Origin of the sequence: Devosia elaeis, assembly GCF_001650025.1 — a bacterium.
Taxonomy (GTDB): domain Bacteria; phylum Pseudomonadota; class Alphaproteobacteria; order Rhizobiales; family Devosiaceae; genus Devosia; species Devosia elaeis.
The window spans coordinates 61,872-79,402 of the sequence record NZ_LVVY01000062.1 but is presented as its reverse complement, the minus strand read 5'-3'; the positions used below and the strand labels follow the sequence as shown (position 1 = coordinate 79,402).

The window sequence follows — 17,531 nt, the reverse complement described above, 5'->3', positions numbered from 1 at the left end:
GAAAACCAGCCCCACGCGGTCCCCGCCATGCCTGATATCCTCGCCACCTGCCATTGCGGCGCCGTGACCCTCCGGCTCCCCGCCGCGCCGGCCCGGATCACCCAGTGCAATTGCAGCCTCTGCCGCCGCTACGGCGTACTCTGGGCCTATTATCCGATTGCCGAAATCGGTATCGCGGCGACGTCCCCGACCGACACCTATGCCTGGAACGGCAGGCACGTCGATTTCCACCGCTGCGCCACTTGCGGCTGCCTCACCCATTGGCATCCGCGCAAGGCCGGTCGTGAAACCCTGGGCATCAATGCGCGCCTGCTCGATCCGGCGCTCCTCGCCGCGGCCGAAATCCACTACAAGGATACGGCGGGCACCGGCCTGTTCCACTGATCCCTATCCCCGAAAGCCCGTGCCGTGCGGCCCTCCTCCATCGCGCTCCCCGTCCTCCTCGTCACCCTCGGCATGGTCTTCACCCAGACCGGGGCCAGCTTTGCCAAAATGCTGTTCCCCCTGGTCGGCGCCCAGGGCGCCACCGCCCTGCGCCTGACCCTCGCAGCCCTGGTCCTCGTCGCCATTTTCCGCCCCTGGCGTCACCGCCTCGACAAGGCGCAATGGCGCGCCGTCCTGCTCTATGGCGGCGCCATGGGGGCGATGAACCTGTTCTTCTATGCCGCGCTCGAACACATTCCCCTGGGCATCGCCGTGGCCCTCGAATTTACCGGCCCGCTGGCCGTCGCGCTGTTCGGCGCCCGCAAGCCGCTCGATTTCTTCTGGATCGTCCTGGCCCTGGCCGGCTTCGCCCTGCTGCTGCCCTGGGGCGAGAGCAATGGCGATATTTCTCCGCTCGGCGTCGTCCTCGCCCTCTGCGCCGGGGCCTGCTGGGCCGGCTATATCATTTTCGGCCAGCGCGCCGGCCAGTCCGGCAAGAATGGGGCCGGCGGCCCCCACATCGCCGCGCTCGGCGTCGCCAGTGCCGCGGTGATCGCCCTGCCCTTCGGCGTCGCCGACGCCGGCACGGCCCTCATCGACCCCGCCATCCTGCCGCTGGCCCTTGCCGTCGCCCTGCTCTCCAGCGCCATTCCCTATGCCCTGGACATGGTGGCCCTGCCCCATATCCCGGCCCGGCTCTTCGGCATCCTCATGTCCGGCCAGCCCGCCTTCGCGGCCCTTTCGGGCCTGCTCATCCTTCATGAAACCCTCGGTCTCGGACAGGTGGCCGGCATCGCCGCCATCATGGTCGCTTCCATCGGCGCCACCATCACGATTGCCCGCCGCCCCGCGCTCCCCGTTGCCTGAGGCGCAAAGCCGATCCATATTCCCCCACCCGAAGCGGCCATCGAGACAGCCGCAGGACACAGTGACAAGGTGCTGCCATGCTCTATGCCATTCTCTGCTATAACGACGAAAAGGAAGTCTCGCGCTGGACGCCCGAGCAGGATGCCGCCTGCATGGAGCGGCTGGGCGCGGTCCAGGCCGACATGAGCGAAAAGGGCAAGCTCGGCCCGGTCGTCCGCCTCTGGAATACCGACGAAGCCAAGACGCTGAAAAAGAGCTCCGGCGGCCCGGTCGTCTTCGACGGCCCCTTCGCCGAAACCAAGGAGCAATTTCTCGGCTTCTATGTCGCCGATTGCGACAACATGGACGAGGCACTCGATTTCGCCAAACGTCTCGCCATCGCCAATCCGGGTACCGGCTCCTACGAGATCCGCCCGCTGCGCTATTTTGGCAATAACGCCCTGGCCTCGGCGTGAGCGTTCACAGTCTGCTAGCCAATTGCCTTTGCGGCACTGCCCGGGGACAGCAATAGATTGTCGATAAGGCGCGTCGTGCCCAGATGCGCCGCCACCGCCAGGAGCGCCCCGCGCGACCCCACCTTGGCGATGGCGCCGAGGCTTTCGGGGTCCCGCACCTCCCAATATTGCGGCACGATCCGCTCCGACCGTGCTAGCACCGCCAAGCCCAGCGCCGCCAGCTTTCCGGCATCGTGCTCGCCATCGAAATAGGCCGCCTCGACCGCCCTAAGGCTTTGATAAATAAGGGGTGCGGCTGCCCGATCTTCTGGCGACAGATAGACGTTGCGCGAACTCAACGCCAGGCCATCCGCCTCCCGCACGATCGCCCCCCGCCGGATATCCACCGGCACGTCCAGGTCCCGCACCATGCGCTCGATCACCGCGCATTGCTGGGCATCCTTCTGCCCGAAAACCGCCAGATGCGGCTGCACCAGGTTGAACAGCTTCAGCACCACCGTGGCCACGCCGCGGAAATGCCCGGGCCGCTCCGCCCCGCAAAGCGGCAACGAAACCATGGATTCCTCAACGAAAGTCGATGCGCCCGGCGGATACATGTCCTCCACCGACGGCAGGAACAGCGCATCCACACCCGCCGCCTCCAGCTTGGCCAGGTCGGCTTCGATGGGACGCGGATAGCGCGACAGATCCTCGTTGGGCCCGAATTGCAGCGGATTGACGAAGATCGAGGCAATGACCACGTCCGCCGCCGCCCGCGCCTGTTCCATGAGGCTGATATGGCCCGCATGCAGCGCCCCCATGGTCGGCACGAAGCCCAGCTTCTGCCCCGGCGCCAGCGTCGCGCGCCAGGCCCGCAGCGCCGCTTTATCCTTCAAAATCAAGGTCATGCAATACGGTCCCAGATTTGCCGGGCGATCTCGGCCTTGCTGCCCAGCTTGAGTTCATGCCGCGATCCGTCCTTGCCCAGCAGCACTCCGGCATTGGTGCCCACGGCAAAGCCCGTCTGCCCCGCCACGCCCAGCTTGGCCACCTCATTGGCAAACAGGAAATCGAGCCCCTTGGCCTCGAGCTTGCCCTTGCCATGCGTCTCGACATCGTCGGTCTCGGCCGCAAAGCCCAGGAACCATTGATCTTTTGCCGCCTGGCGCAGCGCGCCCAGCACATCCACCGAAGGCACGAGATCGAGCGCGATGGCGTCCGAGGCCCGCTTGAGCTTGCTCGCCGATGGGCTGGCGACGGAATAGTCCATCACCGCCGCGCTCGCCACAACGCCTTGAACCAATGGCAGTTTTTCGAGCGCCGCCGCCGCCATCTCCTCGGCCGTCCGCACCTCGATCAGATTGAGCCGTCCCTCGGCCCCGCGCGGCGCCACCGGTCGCACCACGCCCTTGTCGATGCCCAGCACATAATCCACCACTGCCCCGCGCCGCAGCGCTTCCTCGGCCATGGCCGCGCCCATGCGTCCGGTCGAATGATTGGTGATATAGCGCACCGCGTCGATGGCGGTCGTGGTCGGCCCCGCCGTGATCAATATCCGTTCATCTGTGAGGTCCAGGACCCTCGGCCGCGCCGCCAGCCGCTCGATCGCCGCGACGATTTCGGCCACCGGCGCCAGCTTGCCCATGCCCACCTCGCCACAGGCCAGCAGCCCCGAAGCCGGGTTCACCACCTGCGCCCCGCGCGCCACCAGGGTCGCAAGGTTCTGCTGCACAACGGCCTTTTCCCACATCACCGTATTCATCGCCGGCGCGATCAGCATCGGCGCCTCGCTCGCCAGCGCCACCGTCGATGGCAGGTCATCCGCCAGCCCCAAAGCCAGCCGCGCCAGCATGTTGGCGCTGGCCGGCGCAAACACCAGCAAATCCGTCCACCGCGCCAGGTCGATATGCTCGGTCCCCGACACATCCGGCCCGAAAACCTCGGACCGCGCCGGCCGGCCGCTCAGCGTTTCCAGCACCAGCGGGCTCACGAATTCCTTCGCGCTCCTGGTCAGGATGCACTGCACCTCATGCCCGGCCTTGCCCAGTTCCGATACCACGTCGGCAATCTTGTAGGCCGAAATCGACCCGGAAACGGCGATCAGGATATTGGCCATTATTCGGCCCGCCGCGGCATGGGGATCGGCCCGCGTTCCGCCTTGGTCTCGGCCACATATTCCCCCACCGCCGCGCGAATGACCGAAGCCACATCGGCCCGTGGCCTGGCAAAGCTGGGGGGCGGGCTGGTATTGAGCCCGATCAGGTCGTTGACCACCAGCACCTGGCCGGCACAATCCTTGCCCGAACCGATGCCGATCGTGGGAATGGTCAGCGACAGCGTGATCTCTGCGGCCAGCGCCGGCGTCACGCATTCGAGGACGATGGCGAAGGCCCCTGCCGCTTCCAGTGCCTGGGCTTCCTCGCGCAGCCGCGCGGCCGAAACCTCGTCCTTGCCGTGCATGTAATAGCCGCCCATCTGGTGCACTGATTGCGGGGTGAGCCCGATATGGGCCATGACGGCAATCCCATGCCCCACCAGGCGCTCGATGGTGGGCACCATGGCCAGCCCGCCCTCGACCTTGACGGCTTCGACGCCGGTCTCCTTCATCACCCGAACCGCATTGGCCAGCGCGCTGTCCGGATCGGTCACCGAACCGAACGGCATGTCGCAGACCAGCAGCGCCCGCGACGAACCGCGTTTCACCGCCGCGGCATGACGGATCATGTCCTCGAGGCTGACCGGCAGCGTGGTCTCATGACCGAGCACCACATTGCCCAGGCTGTCGCCAATGAGGATCATATCGACGCCCGCCGTTTCGACCAGGGCGGCCATCACCGCGTCATAGGCGGTGAGCATGGCGATGGCCTCGCCACGGCGGCGCAAGGCGGCGATATCGCGGATGGTGAGGCGTTTCGTGGGGGTCTGGGCCGACATGGGAAGTCCTCCAACCCGGCCGGGTCCGACAGCGCCCGGCTCTTGCTGGGGGAGATAGGGCATCCCGGCCCGCCACGCCAGCCCTTCATTGGTGCTATGCGCCCAGCGGGCGAGGCCGAATCGGCCTCCATCAGGCCCGATGTCAAAGATCCTTCCGCAGCGCCGGGGCGTGCCGAAGTGCCGGCCGGTTTAAAAACCTCCGGGTTTGAAACGTCGATGGAAGCCCCGAGGCGGATTCCGCCTCAGAATTTAAAAACGAGACGCAATCCGCCTCGGGGCGTCGGGATTTCCGGCAGGGGGTTTCCTAGGGCCGGCTCTCACCGGAATTTCCCATCCCCGGACCCAGCCTCCGTTAACGATGCAGAGGCCTCCCGACTGTCGCCGGACGGTTGATCGTTGCAACCCCATCTCCACCCGGCTGATGGGGGGAGAGTAATATGGGATGATGGGGGGTGGGGATAAGTTTTGGTTTTTTTGCGGGTTCGTGCCATTCGCGCATAGCGCTCATGGCCTTCTCGCCTCAAATCTCTCCGCTGGAGAGATTTGCCCTGCGAGGCGGCTCGAAGCCCCTCATCCGCCCCTTCGGGCCACCTTCTCCCCGAGGGGGAGAAGAATGGGCCGGCGTTTGTTTCGGTACAGCGCCTCTTATTCCTCTCCCCCTCGGGGAGAGGCTTGCAAGCGCCCGGAAATCGCTCCGGTGGAGCGATTTTAGCGAGCAAGGCCCGGTAGGGCTGGATCGGGCGCAGCCCGAGACGGGTGAGGGGGACGGGGTGGCAGAGTGTTTGATTCCATCGCCTGCCGGCACCCCCTCCCAGCTTCGCTAAGGCCTTCGGCCAAGCTGCGCTACCTCCCCCGTCAAGGGGGAGGTGGGGGTGCGGCGTTTGCCGCACCCACCGCTCGTCACCCTCGGGCTTGCCCCGCGGGCAGCGCCATGGCTTTGCTGCGGGTCATTGCTTACTCCGCCGCCTGCCGCAGCCAGACCAGCATTTCGCCTGGCGCGCGATTGTCCCACAGATGATAGGGCACGAGGCGCGCCTGGCCCGGCTCGGTCTCCGGCGCCTTTTCGGCATAGAGCGCCTCGCCCCAGCTTTCCCCACTTTCGCGCAGCACCGGCAGGTCAATGGCGATCGCCCCCCGCAGGTCGGGGATGGTCGCCGTCTGCGCCGCGCCCAGACCATGCCGCAGCAGGACCGAATTCAGCCCCGCACCATTGTCGGCCCCTTCCAGGCAATAGACCAGCGGGCCGCGCATGATCGCCACCCGCCCGGCATCCTGGCGCACCGCAGGATGCGCGCGCAGCAGCCGCGGCTCCAGCGGCAGCGTCATTGCCAGGCTGTCGCCTTTTGTCCATTCCCGCTCGATCCGGATATAGCCCTCCGCACCCACGGCACCCGGATCGACCGGCTGGCCGTTGACCATGAGCCTGGCCTCCCGGGCCCAGGCGGGCACCCGCAGCGATACCGCAAAGCGCGCCGGCACTTCGGGGTCGATGGCGATGGATATGTCGCCCGACCAGGGATAGTCGGTTTCCTGCCGCAATGTGAACCGCGCCCCGTTCGCCAGTTCCACCCGCGCTTCGCTTTCGGCGAACAGATGCACCGCGATCTCGTCATCGGCCACCTGATAGATATAGGAGCCGAGCGAGGCCACCAGCCGCGCGATATTGGGCGGGCAGCAGGGACAGGGATGCCAGGTCCAGCGATGATGCTTGCCGCTCGATTCCAGCGGATTGTCATAGAAGAAGGTCTTGCCGTCGAGCGACAGCCCGGTAATGGCCCCGTTGTAAAGCGCCTGTTCCAGGATGTCGGCATAAAGCCGGTCGGGTCCGCGCCCCAGCATGCGCGAGGCCCAGAAGACCAGGCCCACCGAAGCGCAGGTTTCCGCATAGGCGCTGTCATTGGGCAGGTCATAGTGATCGGTGAAGCCCTCATTGGCCGCAGCCGGCCCGATCCCGCCGGTAATATACATCTGCTTGCGCGTGAGATCCGCCCACAGCGTCTCCAGCGCCGCGGTCAGGCTGTCGTCATTATATTCGGTGGCGAGGTCCGCCATGGCCGCATAGAGATACATGGCCCGCACCGCATGGCCGACCACCTTGGCCTGCTCGCGCACCGGCAGGTGGGATTGATTATATTCCAGCGTGCTCTTCTGCACGCCCTTGGGGTCGCGGCCATGGGCCCGGGCTTCCTCGACGAAGAAGTTCGGCGTCTGCCCCCGCTCGTCGACGAAAAATTTGGCCAGGTCCATGTAATCCTGCCGGCCGGTAACGCGGGCGAGCTTGACCAGGGCCAGTTCGATTTCCTCATGCCCGCAATAGCCGCGCACCTGGCCCGGGCCGCGACCGAATTTTTTCACGCAATGATCGGCCATGCGGCACATCACATCGAGGAATTTGCGCTTTCCGGTCGCCTGGTAATAGGCCACCGCACCCTCGATCATGTGCCCGGCGCAATAGAGCTCGTGGAAATCGCGCAGATTGGTCCATTGCCATTCCGGCTTGATGCGCTGGAAGAAGGAATTGAGATAGCCGTCCGGCGCCTGCAGCTTCTCATACATGTCGATGATTGCGTCGGCCCGCGCCTCCAGCGCCGCATTGGGCTTGCGATAGAGGGAATAGGCGATGGTCTCGATCGACTTGCCCAAATCGCTGTCCCAGAACATCTGCGTCGTCCCCAGCCAGTTCAGGATGGGAATGACGATGCCGGGGCTGGGCACGTCCGGATCGATCTGCTCGAGCATGCGCGCCTCCACGCACCGGTCGAGCAGAATCCTGGCCGTATGGTCGCAGACCGCATCCTGCCAATGCCCCCAATAGCCCCCCACCTTGACCGAAGGCACGGGAAGCGGGCGAAACTGGCGGCTGGTCGAACTGGTCATGATCTTTCCATTGTCATTAGCTGGCGCCGGCTGAGCCCGCGCTTGTGGTGGTGCAGCGGCAGGAGGACGAGGCAGCTCACCACCGCCCCGACCCCGAAACGCTTCACGCCTTCGATGCGGCGACCGGGATGCGGATCGCCCTGGCGTCGGCGGCGCCATAATCCGGTATTGTCCGCTAGACTTTGCGCCGCCGCAGCCAGGTGTCCAGGAATTCCTGCTCGCGGGTCAGCACGTCGAGATTGATCAATCCCCGTTCCAGGGCGACGGTGACGGCGCGGGTCCGGGAATTGTACCGGGGCGGGTGGCTCGTTTCGCCCGCGGGTATCTCGAGCTTCTCGTAGAGGTGCCGAAGGCGATTCTGGACGCCGCGCAAGGATAGCCGCCGGCGCTGCGCGATGATCTTGTCGGTCAGCCCGAGCGCGATGTCGATCAGCCCTTCATATTCGGTGTCGGACAGCCCGCCGAGCCGGTTTGAAATCCGGTCCTGCACGATGCGCACTTCCCGGTCGAGCACGCGCCGGTCCTTGAAGAAGACAGCTTCGAGCGCCGCCCGCATCTCCTGCTCGGAAGCGGATTTGAGCAGGTAGCCATAGCTCGCGCGATCCGGGACGATGCGGCCGAGGCTGCGGACATAGGCTTCATCGGCGAAGTTCGACCAGAACAGAACCTGCGTGTCCTGGCGTCTTGCCCAGAGTGCCCGCGCGACGTCCACGCCCGAGCCGTCCGGCAATTGCAGGTCGAGAATGGCGCGGCGAACCTCGTGCGTCTGGGCCAGCCGGATGGCTTCCTGCCGATTGGCCGCCTCATAGACCTCACCGTCATCGGACCAGATTTCGCCCAGGATACGCCGGGCGAAGACCCGGTGAAGTTGATCGTCTTCCGCGATCAGCACAGCCACTTAGTTGAGCTCCCTTGCCCGGATCTGATGATCCCCGCCCTCGAGACTGGCATCGATCTCCACCACCACCTGGGTGCCTCGGCCATCCAGTCCGGCTTCGAAGCTGAGGCTTGCCCCGATAAGGGTTGCGCGCGTCTGCATATGGCTCAGCCCGCCGATCCGCTGCTTCCGGCGCAATCCTATGCCCTTGCCATTGTCCGAGACGCTGACGCGAAAGCCGCCTTGCTTCTGGTCGATGAGCACCGTGACATTGGTGGCATCGGCGTGGCGCGCGGCATTGTTGATGGCCTCCTGCGCAATTCGGTAAAGCGCGGTCCGGAGCCTATCGTCGATCGTGTCGATCAGCCCCGCGGTCCGATCGGTGACGCTGATCGACACCGGCGGGGTCGCATAGCGAACGCTGCGGAAAAGATGGGCGTCCAGCGCATCGGCGAGGCCGAACAATCGCAACATGTTCGGCTGCATGTCGTCGATGATCTGGCGGAGTTCGGTCAGGCAGCCGCCCACCAATTGTTCCAGTTCGCCCAGGGCGGCAGGATCGGCGCGGTTCTCGCAGCGCATGCTGCTCACATAGCGGGCGATACGCGCCAGGTCGGCAAGGGTCTGGTCGTGCAGGTCCATGGCCAGGCGCCGGCTTTCCTTGTCCATGGTTTCCGTCAACTGGGAGGCCCCGCGCCGCAATTGCAGTTCACGGCGCCTTGCCTTGCGTTCGGCCAGCATGGCGCGCCGCGCCTCCTGGGCGTGCAGCAGCGCCGAAATATAGGGCGTCAGGAAATCGGCGCAGACCTGGGCGATCTCGACATCGTCCAGGGTATAGCAGCCCGGCACCTGGCGGCTGATATTGAGGCTGCCGATAATGTCGCCGCGTATGCGCATCGGCACGATGATCCTGCTGCGCAATTGCGCGGCATAGATCGGTTCATCAAGGGCACCCAGGAAGTGGAACCGCTCGTCCAGAAGCGCGTCCACCGCGAGCAGGAACGGCTGCTGGCGCTGCATCACCAGCCGTGCGGGACTGCAATCGGTCGGCAGGGGATGCTTTGCCAGATTGCTCCAGCTGGTGCGCGGCCCGACCTCATGCACCACATGCATGTTATCGGGAAGCATCAGCGCGATATCGATATGATCGTAGGAAATGAGCTGGCGGATTTCCTCGGCCGTGGCCCGAAAGGCCTCGCCGGGATCGGTGTGACCCGCAAGCGCATGGGAGACGCCGATGAGGCTCTCCATCGCGCGCTGGGAATAATGCATGCTGGGCTCCTCCGAAACGGGCCGTCTTGCAATGATGGCGCCTGTTTCACCGGCCTATGAGGCCACGAGTTCGGCGCCCCGTCAACGCATAGCGCCTGCAAGGACCCGGCGCGGCCTTGTGTGGAAAGCCGCATTCAGACCTGTGGGTTGTCACGTATCGACGCCCGTGACCGCGTGGAAAGCTGGCTCATCATCAGATCAGAGGAGGACACGATGATGATCTCGCGCGCAGCCCTGGCGGCGGCTGTCTTGCTGACGGCGTCGGCACAGGGAGCCCAGGCCCAGAACATGGTTCCCGCACCGCTTGCGGATCGTGTGGCCATTACCAATCCCGACAATTACACCGATCTGGAAAGCGTGCATGGCGGCGCCGGCCCCATGGCCTTTGCGTCCCTCTATGACGCCCGGCGCGATGACAGCGTGCGCTTCGATCTCGGGACCAATTTCCTGTTCCTGCATCGCGGCGTGATCTATCCCGGCGGCGGCATCGGCGCGCATTACCACAATGCGGTGGAGGAGATGTTCGTCATCCTGTCCGGCGAAGCCGAGTTCACCGTCGACAGCCGGACATCGCTGCTGCAGGCGCCTGTCGGTGCTCCGGCCAGGCTGGGCAGCAACCACGCCATCGTCAATCCCACCGACGAGCCGATCGAATGGCTGAACATCAATGTCAGCACCATACCCGGCTATTACGATGCCTATGACCTTGGCGATGCCCGCGTCGACGCGGAGCTCGACGACATCCCGCAATTCATCGTCGCCGACCTGTCCGGCAAGAAATTGCGCGATGTCGAGAACTATGATGGCGGCACCGGCCCGGTAAGGGTGCACAGGGCCTTGCAGCCCTCGGTGTTCTTCACCCCCTGGACCTATTTTGACCATGTGGTCATTCCCAATGGCTCATCCATCGGCCCGATAGCCAAGCCGGGCCTCAGCGAGGTCTTCTACGTGCTGTCCGGCACGGGCGAGGCCACCATCTCGGGCGAAACCGTCAGCATCGAGGAAGGCCACGTGATCCCCGCAGGGCTCGGCGAAACGCGCAGCTTCGTCAGCACCGGCGACGAGCCTCTGGAGCTGATGGTCATCGGCGTCGCCCGCGATATGGAAACCAAGCGCGAATACATGGTCTCCGACGACGCCAAAATCCGGCGCTAGACCGCCACCATGCTCAAACAGAAGCCGTCGCGCCGAGGCGCGACGGCTTCTTGTCACTGCAATCGGGGTCTAGCGAGCCGCTTCCGCATCCTCGGGCGAAACGAAGCCATATTCGTTGCCCCAGCTATTGCGGATATAGGTGGCGATGGCGGCCACCTGCGCATCCGTCAGCACGTCTCCGAACGGCGGCATGTAGCTATAGCCATGGATGATGGTCTCGGTGACCACATTCACCTTGGCCAGAAGCGCATTGCCCACCAGGGAGGGGCCGGCATCGCCTTCGCCATTGGCGCCATGGCAACTGGCGCAGTTCGAACTGAAGCTGCTCCGCCCCAGATTGTACGCCGCGTCAAAAACCTCCTGCGACGGCGCCTCGCCGGCCATGGCCGCCGCGCCGGGCCAGACTGCATGCAGCGGCAACATCGCCGCCGCCAATGCCAGCGCCATTGCACTGGCCCACACTCCTGCATTCCGCACAATAATCTCCTTGGATTGGTCCGCCGTCACCCGGCGCGACGCGCAGGTGGCCGGCCGGAGCTTGAGAGCCCCGGCCGGCAGGGATTACTCGCCGCCCTGATAGGTGAAGATCAGGATCGCGCCGGGATTGTGATTGATATTGGTGGTCAGCTGGTCGCCATAGAGAGGCGTGGTGGCCCCGCCCGAATCGGTCACGATATAGACACTCCGATTGTCGGGTCCGACGACGAGATCACGATAGCGGTTCTGGCTGGGCAGCCATTGCGTGGGCAGCCCTTCGGCCTTGGTTCCATCCTCCGAAAGCGGCTGGGAATAGATCACGCCATGCTTCAGCGTGGCGATGAGGACCGAGTTTTCCCATTCGGGAATGCCGCCGTCTTCGGCGCCGTAATAATAGACGGAGGTTGGCGCGATGGTCGGATCGCAGACGATGCCGCATTGCTCGTTGAACGGGAACCCGTCCTCCACCACCCAATAGGAAGCCAGCGGCTCGGTGATCTCGCCGGGGAACTCCGCTTCGGTGGTCATGGGCACGTCGTCGGGCGCCAGAAGCGGATTGATCTCCCATTCGAGATCGGTCGGGGCCTCGCTCCAGTTCACGTAGCGATAGCCTTGGTCGTCGCGGAAGCCGGAGACGTTCGGCCAGCCGTAATTGGCGCCAGGCGTCAGCAGGTTCAGCTCGTCGTCGCTGCTGGGCCCATGCTCCACCTCGTAGAGCTGGCCGCTGTCCGAAAAGGCAATGCCCTGCGGATTACGGTGCCCATAGGTGTAGATGTGGCTGCGCACCCCTTCGATCTCGGGATTGTCCTCGGGGATGGAGCCGTCGAGGGCGATACGGAGGACCTTGCCGGTATAGGAGACCCAGTCCTCGGCCGCGACCTGTTCGGCCGTCGGCAGCAATTGCGACAGGATCGGGTTCTGGTAATTGCGGAACTGGTTCTGCCCCTGGTCACCGGCGGAATAATAGAGCATCCCGTCCGGACCAAACTGCATGCGGCCGGCATTGTGGTCGGTGCCGGCGGGAATGCCACTCAGCAATTCGACAGGATCGACCAATTGGTCGGTCGCCTGGTCGTAGGTGAAGCGGACGATCTTGCCCTTCCTGTCGAGCTCGCCCTGCCCGCCGCTGGCATCGTAGGTGTGGGACACATAGACATAGTCATTGCCGGTGCCTTGGAGCAGTTCCGGATGCAGAACAAGGCCGAGCAGGCCCTGCTGGGGGCCGGTGACCACGCCCTCGAGCGTCAGGACCACCATCTTCGCCCCGGTGACCGGATGGACACGCGCCACGCGGCCTTCGGTGCGCTCGGTGACCCAGAGATGGTCATCGGGACCCCAGCGAACGCTCCAGGGATTGCCGAGGCCGGTCGTCAGCACCCGCATTGAAAACAGCGACGGATCGCCCTGCTCCACCGCGACCGGGCTCATCGGCCGGCCCGGAATCTTCTCCAGTTGGGCCAGAACCGGGCTGGCGCCGAGCATCAGCGCCGCAAGCGCCGCCCCGGCGACCACAGGCCCGTAACCGTTCCGCATATTGGTTCGTAGTGCCACCATTTCCTCCTCGTTTGGCATGGTTCGTGCCAACGATAGGAGAATTGGCCGGAGGCCCGACAGTGGGATGGCACCATTGGAGAGTGCGGGTTCCCGCAGTGCCGCACGGGGTTAGGACTACAGCATCAGGTAGCGGGTAAGCAGCGTCTCGTCGGCGCGGACCTCTTCCGGTGTCAGCGTGGCCCGGATCTGCCCCTTCTCCATCACATGCATGCGGTCGCTCAGGGCCAGGATCATGTCCGTGCTCTGCTCGGCAAGCACCATGGCCAGCCCTTCGGCCTTGAGCACGCCGATGCGGTCCACCATCCGCTCCACCGCCAGGGGCGCGAGCCCCTCGGTTGGCTCGTCGAGGAGCAGGAGCTTGGGGTCGGTCATCAGGGTCCGGGCGATGGTCAGCATCTGCTGCTGCCCGCCGGAGAGATAACCGCCATTGCGGTCGCGCAATTTGGCCAGGTCGGGGAAGATGTCGAAGATGCGCTCCTCGGTCCATTTGGAATCGGCGGGCCGCCATACCACGTCGAGATTCTCCCACACCGTCAGGTCCGGAAAGATGCGCCGGTCTTCGGGAACATAGCCAATGCCGGCGCGGCAGACCTGATGGGGCGGCACGCCCTTCATGTCCCTGCCGTTCCAGATCACCTTGCCCGCCCTGGGCGGGGTCAGGCCCGCGATCGAACGCATGGTCGTGGTCTTGCCGACGCCGTTGCGTCCCACCAGGGCCACCACCTCGCCGGGGCCGACCGAGAAGGATACGTCGAACAGGATCTGGCTGAGGCCGTAATAGGTGGCGATGGATTCGACTTTGAGATCAACGGGCTGGTCGGCCAAGATAGACCTCCTGAACTGAAGTGTTGGCACGCACCTCTTCGGGCGCGCCCGAAGCGATGATCTCGCCGTGATGGAGGACCGAGATGCGATCGGCGATGCCGAAAACGATATTCATGTCATGCTCGGTGAAGAGCAGCGTCATGCCCCGCTCCTTGACCACCCGCATGACGAGCTCGATGCACTCGTCGGTCTCGCGGGGCGACATGCCGGCGGTGGGTTCGTCGAGAAGCAGGATGCGCGGCTGCCCGGCCAGCGCCAGGGCGAGCTCGAGCTGCTTTTGCTTTCCATACGACATCTGGCCGGCCGTCGCGTTCTGCTCATCGATCAGGCCGACCGTCTCGAGCAATTCGTCGGTATCGCGCCGGCGATCCCGCAGCGGCCGCCAGAAGCACAATTCCTCGCGTTCGCGCGCCACGAGTCCGATCTGGATGTTTTCGCGGACGCTCATCTTGGAGAAGACGCTGATCCGCTGGAACGATCGGCCGAGCCCGCTGCGCACCACCGCATGGGGCGGCAGGCCGGTCAGCCGCTTGCCTTCCAGGCGCACCTCGCCGGCATCGGCGGTCAGGTGACCCGTGATCAGGTTGAACAGCGTGGATTTCCCCGCGCCGTTCGGCCCGATCACCGCATGGACCTGCCCCACACCGACCGTCAGCGTTGCCTTGTTGACGGCGGTGAAGCCGGCAAAGCTCTTGGTGATCCCATCGACTTCAAGCATCGCTCTTCTCCCCCCGCTCGTCCCTCAGGCCCGGTGCCGGGCGCGAGCCGAACAGGCCGGCAATGCCATTGGGGAAGAAGAACAGCGTCACGATCAGGATGATGGCCAGCAGCGCCGGCCAATATTCGGTCAATTGCAAGGTCAGCCGGTTGAGCAGGATAAGCGCCAGCGCCCCGACCATCGGGCCGAAAAAGCTGCCTATGCCGCCCAGGACGACCATGATGAGGACTTCGGCCGATTGCAGCCACCAGGCCGAATTGGGGAAGAGCGACCGGTTGAACATCGAGAACAATCCGCCGGCCAGGCCCGCAAACGTGCCGGCAATGGTGAAGGTGATCAACTGGACGAGCCGGGTATTGACGCCCAGGAAGCCCGCCCGGGTCTCGTTTTCCCGGATGGCCATCATGGTTCGGCCGAGGGGCGAATGGGCCACGACCCACAGCACCGCCACCGCCAGCGCCACGACCAGTAGCGAGAAGAGATAGAAGCTCGAAGGGGTGGCGAGCCATTCGGGCACAGCCACGCGCAGGAAGCCGTCGTCGCCGCCGGTCACCGCCCGCCACTTGAACGCGACGGCCCAGACCAATTGCCCGAAGGCAAGCGTGAGCATGGAGAAGTAATATGCCGTCAACCGGACGCAGAAGAAGCCGATGATCGCCGACAATATCGCGGTGACGACCATGGCCCCCGGCAGGGCGAGCAGGACCGGGACGCCATAGGTGGTGAGCAGGATGGCATTGCTGTATCCGCCGATGGCAAAAAACGCCGCATGCCCGAAGGAGATCAGCCCCCCATAACCCACCAGCAGATTGAGGCTGGTGGCGAACAGGATGAAGATGAGGATCTGCGTCGCCAGGTAGACGAGATAGGTGCTGCCGCTGAGGGGGACGAGCGCCAGCCCCAGGCAAAGCGCGGCCAGGAGAGCAATTTGCATATTGGCTTTCATGTCAGCTGCCCGCCTGTTTCTTGCCGAACAGACCCCAGGGCCTGAAAACGAGCACGACGATCATCAAGAGGTAGATCAGGACGATTTCCCATTCCGGTACGAAGGTGATGCCGATGGCGCGCAACTGCCCGATGAGCAGCGCGCCGATAAAGGCGCCCCACAGGCTGCCCAGGCCGCCGATGATCACGACGATGAAGCATTCCACGATAATCTCGGCATCCATGCCTCCGCGCAGCGCCAGCGCCGGCGCCGCCAGGGCGCCGCTGATCCCGGCAAGGGCGCCGCCGCCCGCGAAGACGGCGAGGTAGACCATGGGGACATTGACCCCGAGCGAGGAGAGCATTTCGCGATCCTGGGTCGCGGCGCGGATGATGCGGCCCCAGCGGGTCCGCTGGAACAGCAGCCACAGGCCCACGGCCGCCACGACACCCACGACGCACAGGAACAGGCGATAGCGCGGATAGATGGTGAAGCCGAGATTCTGCGCGCCGCGCAATTCGGGCGGAAAGGATACGGACAGGGCCGTGGTGCTCCAGAAGATGCGCACCACGTCGCCGATCAGCAGCACGAGCGCAAAGGTGAAGAGCAATTGGTAGATCTGGTCGCGGTTATAGAGCTGCCGCAGCATGAACCGCTCGATGCCGGCCGCCACGAGAGCCAGGACCAGCCCGGCGACGATCACCGCCACCCAGAACAGTCCATGTTCCATGCCGATGCGCCGGACCACCTCATAGGCGACATAGCCCCCCAGCATGTAGAAGCCGCCATGGGCGAAATTGAGCACCCGCAGCACGCCGAAGATGATGCTCAACCCGGCGGCCACGAGAAAAAGGCTCAGCCCGTGGGACAGGCCGTTTAGGAATTGAATAGCGCCGAACAATGTGGCTCCCTCGCTGGGCCTGCATGGACAATAGCCCGTGGCGCCACGGCCCGGGGCGCCACGGACGTCATGCGGTCAGATCAATGCATGATGTCGTCGGCAGGGACGTAGCGCACCTCGTCAAGCACCTTGAACGGATGCTCGCTATCGGCGGTGACGCCCCAGTACTGGCCGCGATTGGCCTGGTGGTCGCCCTCGCCGCCGATCGTCAGCTCTCCGACCAGGGAGGCGAAGGACAGCCCTTCCATCGCCGCGATCACGGCGTCGGTTTCGGTGCTGCCGGCAGCCTCGATGCCGGCGGCCAGCGCCTGCATGCCGATATAGCCCACGCTCGGCCAGGGATTGGGATGCTCGCTCCCGGTCAGCTCGCGCACCTTTTCGAGGTAGGCATTGTGCTCGGGCGTATCGGGATAGTACCAGACCTCGTAGGAATTGGTCCAAATGCCGTTCGGCATGTCGGCGCCAAGCTGTTCCATGATGTCCTGGGAGCCCACCTCGCCGGCCGCCGCCCAATGCTTGCCCATGTCGAACAGGCCGAACGAGGAGGCCTGCTTGGCGAAGGCCAGGAACTCGCCGCTCCAGATGCCCGAGAACACCCCGTCGCAATCGGAATTGAGCACTTCCCCGATATAGGGCGTGTAGTCGGAGACGCCGAGCGCCGGCCAGACCTGGGTAACGATCTCGGCGTCGGAGCCAGCGCTTTCCAGCGCCTTCTCGAAGCCCTTGAGCAGGTCGTGCCCATAGGCATAGTCGAACAGGATGGTGCAGATTTTCTGCGCCCCCAATTCCTCGAGGATAAGAGCCGCCGAACCGCCTTCGGTATTCGTATTGGCGGCGATCCGGAACTGGTAGGGGTGATAATTGTCGGTCAGCTGGATGGTCTTGCCGACCGGGGCGACGTAGATCACCTCTTCCTGCAGCGCGACTTCCGACATGGCCAGCGTCTCGCCGGAATTGTAGCCGCCGAGGAAAAAGTCGACATTGTCCAGCGTGATCAGATCCCGCGCGGCGATGGTCGCATCGGCCGGCGTGCCCTTGGAATCACGCCAGAACATTTCCACCGGACGACCGAGCAGGCCGCCATTGGCATTGATCTCGTCGATGGCCATCTCGATGCCCAGCGCCGTGTCGGAGCCCTGGGAGGCGCCGGCGCCGGTTTGCGGGAAGGCCACGCCGACCCTGATCGGCTCTCCCTCCTGCGCCAGGGCCGATCCGGCCACGGTGCTCGCCAGAAGCGTCACGCCCAAAAGCAGCAATGCATTATAAGATTTGGTCACGATGTATCCTCCCTA

The 17,531-nt window shown here is 64.7% G+C and carries 17 protein-coding genes; 4 read left to right on the top strand and 13 right to left on the bottom strand.

Annotated elements, in window-relative coordinates:
* Nucleotides 1–27: 27 nt before the first annotated feature.
* The 3 genes from A3840_RS02995 (at nucleotide 28) to A3840_RS02985 (ending at nucleotide 1,745) form a co-directional block, all read left to right on the top strand.
* On the top strand, nucleotides 28–384 hold the full coding sequence (locus tag A3840_RS02995) for a GFA family protein (RefSeq protein ID WP_067451728.1): 357 nt from the start codon (nucleotides 28–30) through the stop codon (nucleotides 382–384).
* Nucleotides 385–408: 24 nt separating this feature from the next.
* Nucleotides 409–1,290 carry an EamA family transporter gene (locus A3840_RS02990; protein ID WP_245676537.1) on the top strand — a complete coding sequence of 294 codons (882 nt, stop codon included), beginning with the start codon at nucleotides 409–411 and terminating at the stop codon, nucleotides 1,288–1,290.
* A 77-nt stretch (nucleotides 1,291–1,367) separates the two neighbouring features.
* A complete protein-coding gene (locus tag A3840_RS02985) occupies nucleotides 1,368–1,745 on the top strand; it encodes a YciI family protein (RefSeq protein WP_067451621.1) in 378 nt (125 codons plus the stop codon).
* Between the two features lie 14 nt (nucleotides 1,746–1,759).
* Here A3840_RS02985 and panC read toward each other — a convergent pair whose 3' ends face one another.
* The 6 genes from panC to A3840_RS02955 form a co-directional block, all read right to left on the bottom strand.
* Nucleotides 1,760–2,632, bottom strand: a complete 873-nt coding sequence (gene panC, locus A3840_RS02980; RefSeq protein ID WP_082903605.1) for a pantoate--beta-alanine ligase — start codon at nucleotides 2,630–2,632, stop codon at nucleotides 1,760–1,762.
* Nucleotides 2,629–3,840 (bottom strand): bifunctional phosphopantothenoylcysteine decarboxylase/phosphopantothenate--cysteine ligase CoaBC, encoded by a 1,212-nt coding sequence (gene coaBC / locus A3840_RS02975; RefSeq protein WP_067451618.1) that lies wholly within the window; start codon nucleotides 3,838–3,840, stop codon nucleotides 2,629–2,631. The genes panC and coaBC overlap by 4 nt, the downstream gene beginning before the upstream one ends.
* On the bottom strand, nucleotides 3,840–4,658 hold the full coding sequence (gene panB / locus A3840_RS02970) for a 3-methyl-2-oxobutanoate hydroxymethyltransferase (RefSeq protein ID WP_067451615.1): 819 nt from the start codon (nucleotides 4,656–4,658) through the stop codon (nucleotides 3,840–3,842). Before panB ends, coaBC begins: the two co-directional genes overlap by 1 nt.
* A 954-nt stretch (nucleotides 4,659–5,612) precedes the next feature.
* Nucleotides 5,613–7,535 (bottom strand): glycoside hydrolase family 127 protein, encoded by a 1,923-nt coding sequence (locus A3840_RS02965; RefSeq protein WP_067451613.1) that lies wholly within the window; start codon nucleotides 7,533–7,535, stop codon nucleotides 5,613–5,615.
* A gap of 175 nt (nucleotides 7,536–7,710) precedes the next feature.
* Nucleotides 7,711–8,433 carry a response regulator transcription factor gene (locus tag A3840_RS02960; protein ID WP_067451610.1) on the bottom strand — a complete coding sequence of 241 codons (723 nt, stop codon included), beginning with the start codon at nucleotides 8,431–8,433 and terminating at the stop codon, nucleotides 7,711–7,713.
* Complete coding sequence (locus A3840_RS02955; protein WP_067451606.1) at nucleotides 8,434–9,684, bottom strand: GAF domain-containing sensor histidine kinase; 1,251 nt, start codon at nucleotides 9,682–9,684, stop codon at nucleotides 8,434–8,436.
* A 213-nt stretch (nucleotides 9,685–9,897) separates the two neighbouring features.
* Here A3840_RS02955 and A3840_RS02950 point away from each other — a divergent pair, with 213 nt between their 5' ends.
* Nucleotides 9,898–10,839 (top strand): cupin domain-containing protein, encoded by a 942-nt coding sequence (locus tag A3840_RS02950; RefSeq protein ID WP_109442269.1) that lies wholly within the window; start codon nucleotides 9,898–9,900, stop codon nucleotides 10,837–10,839.
* Nucleotides 10,840–10,908: 69 nt separating this feature from the next.
* Here A3840_RS02950 and A3840_RS19830 read toward each other — a convergent pair whose 3' ends face one another.
* The 7 genes from A3840_RS19830 to A3840_RS02920 form a co-directional block, all read right to left on the bottom strand.
* Entirely contained in the window at nucleotides 10,909–11,316 is a 408-nt protein-coding gene (locus A3840_RS19830) for a c-type cytochrome (RefSeq protein ID WP_205633331.1), read from the bottom strand.
* An 84-nt stretch (nucleotides 11,317–11,400) separates the two neighbouring features.
* Nucleotides 11,401–12,870: a glucose/sorbosone family PQQ-dependent dehydrogenase gene (locus tag A3840_RS02945; RefSeq protein WP_205633330.1), complete on the bottom strand. Its 1,470-nt coding sequence runs from the start codon at nucleotides 12,868–12,870 to the stop codon at nucleotides 11,401–11,403.
* A 114-nt stretch (nucleotides 12,871–12,984) separates the two neighbouring features.
* The gene (locus A3840_RS02940; protein ID WP_067451603.1) at nucleotides 12,985–13,695 is read right to left on the bottom strand and encodes an ABC transporter ATP-binding protein; all 711 of its coding nucleotides are present in this window, start codon (nucleotides 13,693–13,695) and stop codon (nucleotides 12,985–12,987) included.
* Complete coding sequence (locus A3840_RS02935) at nucleotides 13,676–14,413, bottom strand: ABC transporter ATP-binding protein (protein WP_067451601.1); 738 nt, start codon at nucleotides 14,411–14,413, stop codon at nucleotides 13,676–13,678. The genes A3840_RS02940 and A3840_RS02935 overlap by 20 nt, the downstream gene beginning before the upstream one ends.
* The gene (locus A3840_RS02930) at nucleotides 14,406–15,347 is read right to left on the bottom strand and encodes a branched-chain amino acid ABC transporter permease (RefSeq protein WP_165603109.1); all 942 of its coding nucleotides are present in this window, start codon (nucleotides 15,345–15,347) and stop codon (nucleotides 14,406–14,408) included. Before A3840_RS02930 ends, A3840_RS02935 begins: the two co-directional genes overlap by 8 nt.
* A 13-nt stretch (nucleotides 15,348–15,360) precedes the next feature.
* Nucleotides 15,361–16,239: a branched-chain amino acid ABC transporter permease gene (locus A3840_RS02925; protein WP_067451595.1), complete on the bottom strand. Its 879-nt coding sequence runs from the start codon at nucleotides 16,237–16,239 to the stop codon at nucleotides 15,361–15,363.
* A gap of 80 nt (nucleotides 16,240–16,319) precedes the next feature.
* Nucleotides 16,320–17,516, bottom strand: a complete 1,197-nt coding sequence (locus A3840_RS02920; RefSeq protein ID WP_165603108.1) for an ABC transporter substrate-binding protein — start codon at nucleotides 17,514–17,516, stop codon at nucleotides 16,320–16,322.
* Nucleotides 17,517–17,531 lie beyond the last annotated feature (15 nt).

Excerpts from the sequence above, each read along its gene's own strand:
- panC (WP_082903605.1), bottom strand. The coding sequence starts at position 2,632 with ATGACCTTGATTTTGAAGGATAAAGCGGCGCTGCGGGCCTGGCGCGCG.
- A3840_RS02945 (WP_205633330.1), bottom strand. The coding sequence starts at position 12,870 with ATGGTGGCACTACGAACCAATATGCGGAACGGTTACGGGCCTGTGGTC.
- panB (WP_067451615.1), bottom strand. The coding sequence starts at position 4,658 with ATGTCGGCCCAGACCCCCACGAAACGCCTCACCATCCGCGATATCGCC.
- A3840_RS02965 (WP_067451613.1), bottom strand. The coding sequence starts at position 7,535 with ATGACCAGTTCGACCAGCCGCCAGTTTCGCCCGCTTCCCGTGCCTTCG.
- A3840_RS02955 (WP_067451606.1), bottom strand. The coding sequence starts at position 9,684 with ATGCATTATTCCCAGCGCGCGATGGAGAGCCTCATCGGCGTCTCCCAT.
- coaBC (WP_067451618.1), bottom strand. The coding sequence starts at position 3,840 with ATGGCCAATATCCTGATCGCCGTTTCCGGGTCGATTTCGGCCTACAAG.
- A3840_RS02985 (WP_067451621.1), top strand. The coding sequence starts at position 1,368 with ATGCTCTATGCCATTCTCTGCTATAACGACGAAAAGGAAGTCTCGCGC.
- A3840_RS02930 (WP_165603109.1), bottom strand. The coding sequence starts at position 15,347 with ATGCAAATTGCTCTCCTGGCCGCGCTTTGCCTGGGGCTGGCGCTCGTC.
- A3840_RS02950 (WP_109442269.1), top strand. The coding sequence starts at position 9,898 with ATGATGATCTCGCGCGCAGCCCTGGCGGCGGCTGTCTTGCTGACGGCG.
- A3840_RS02995 (WP_067451728.1), top strand. The coding sequence starts at position 28 with ATGCCTGATATCCTCGCCACCTGCCATTGCGGCGCCGTGACCCTCCGG.
- A3840_RS02935 (WP_067451601.1), bottom strand. The coding sequence starts at position 14,413 with ATGCTTGAAGTCGATGGGATCACCAAGAGCTTTGCCGGCTTCACCGCC.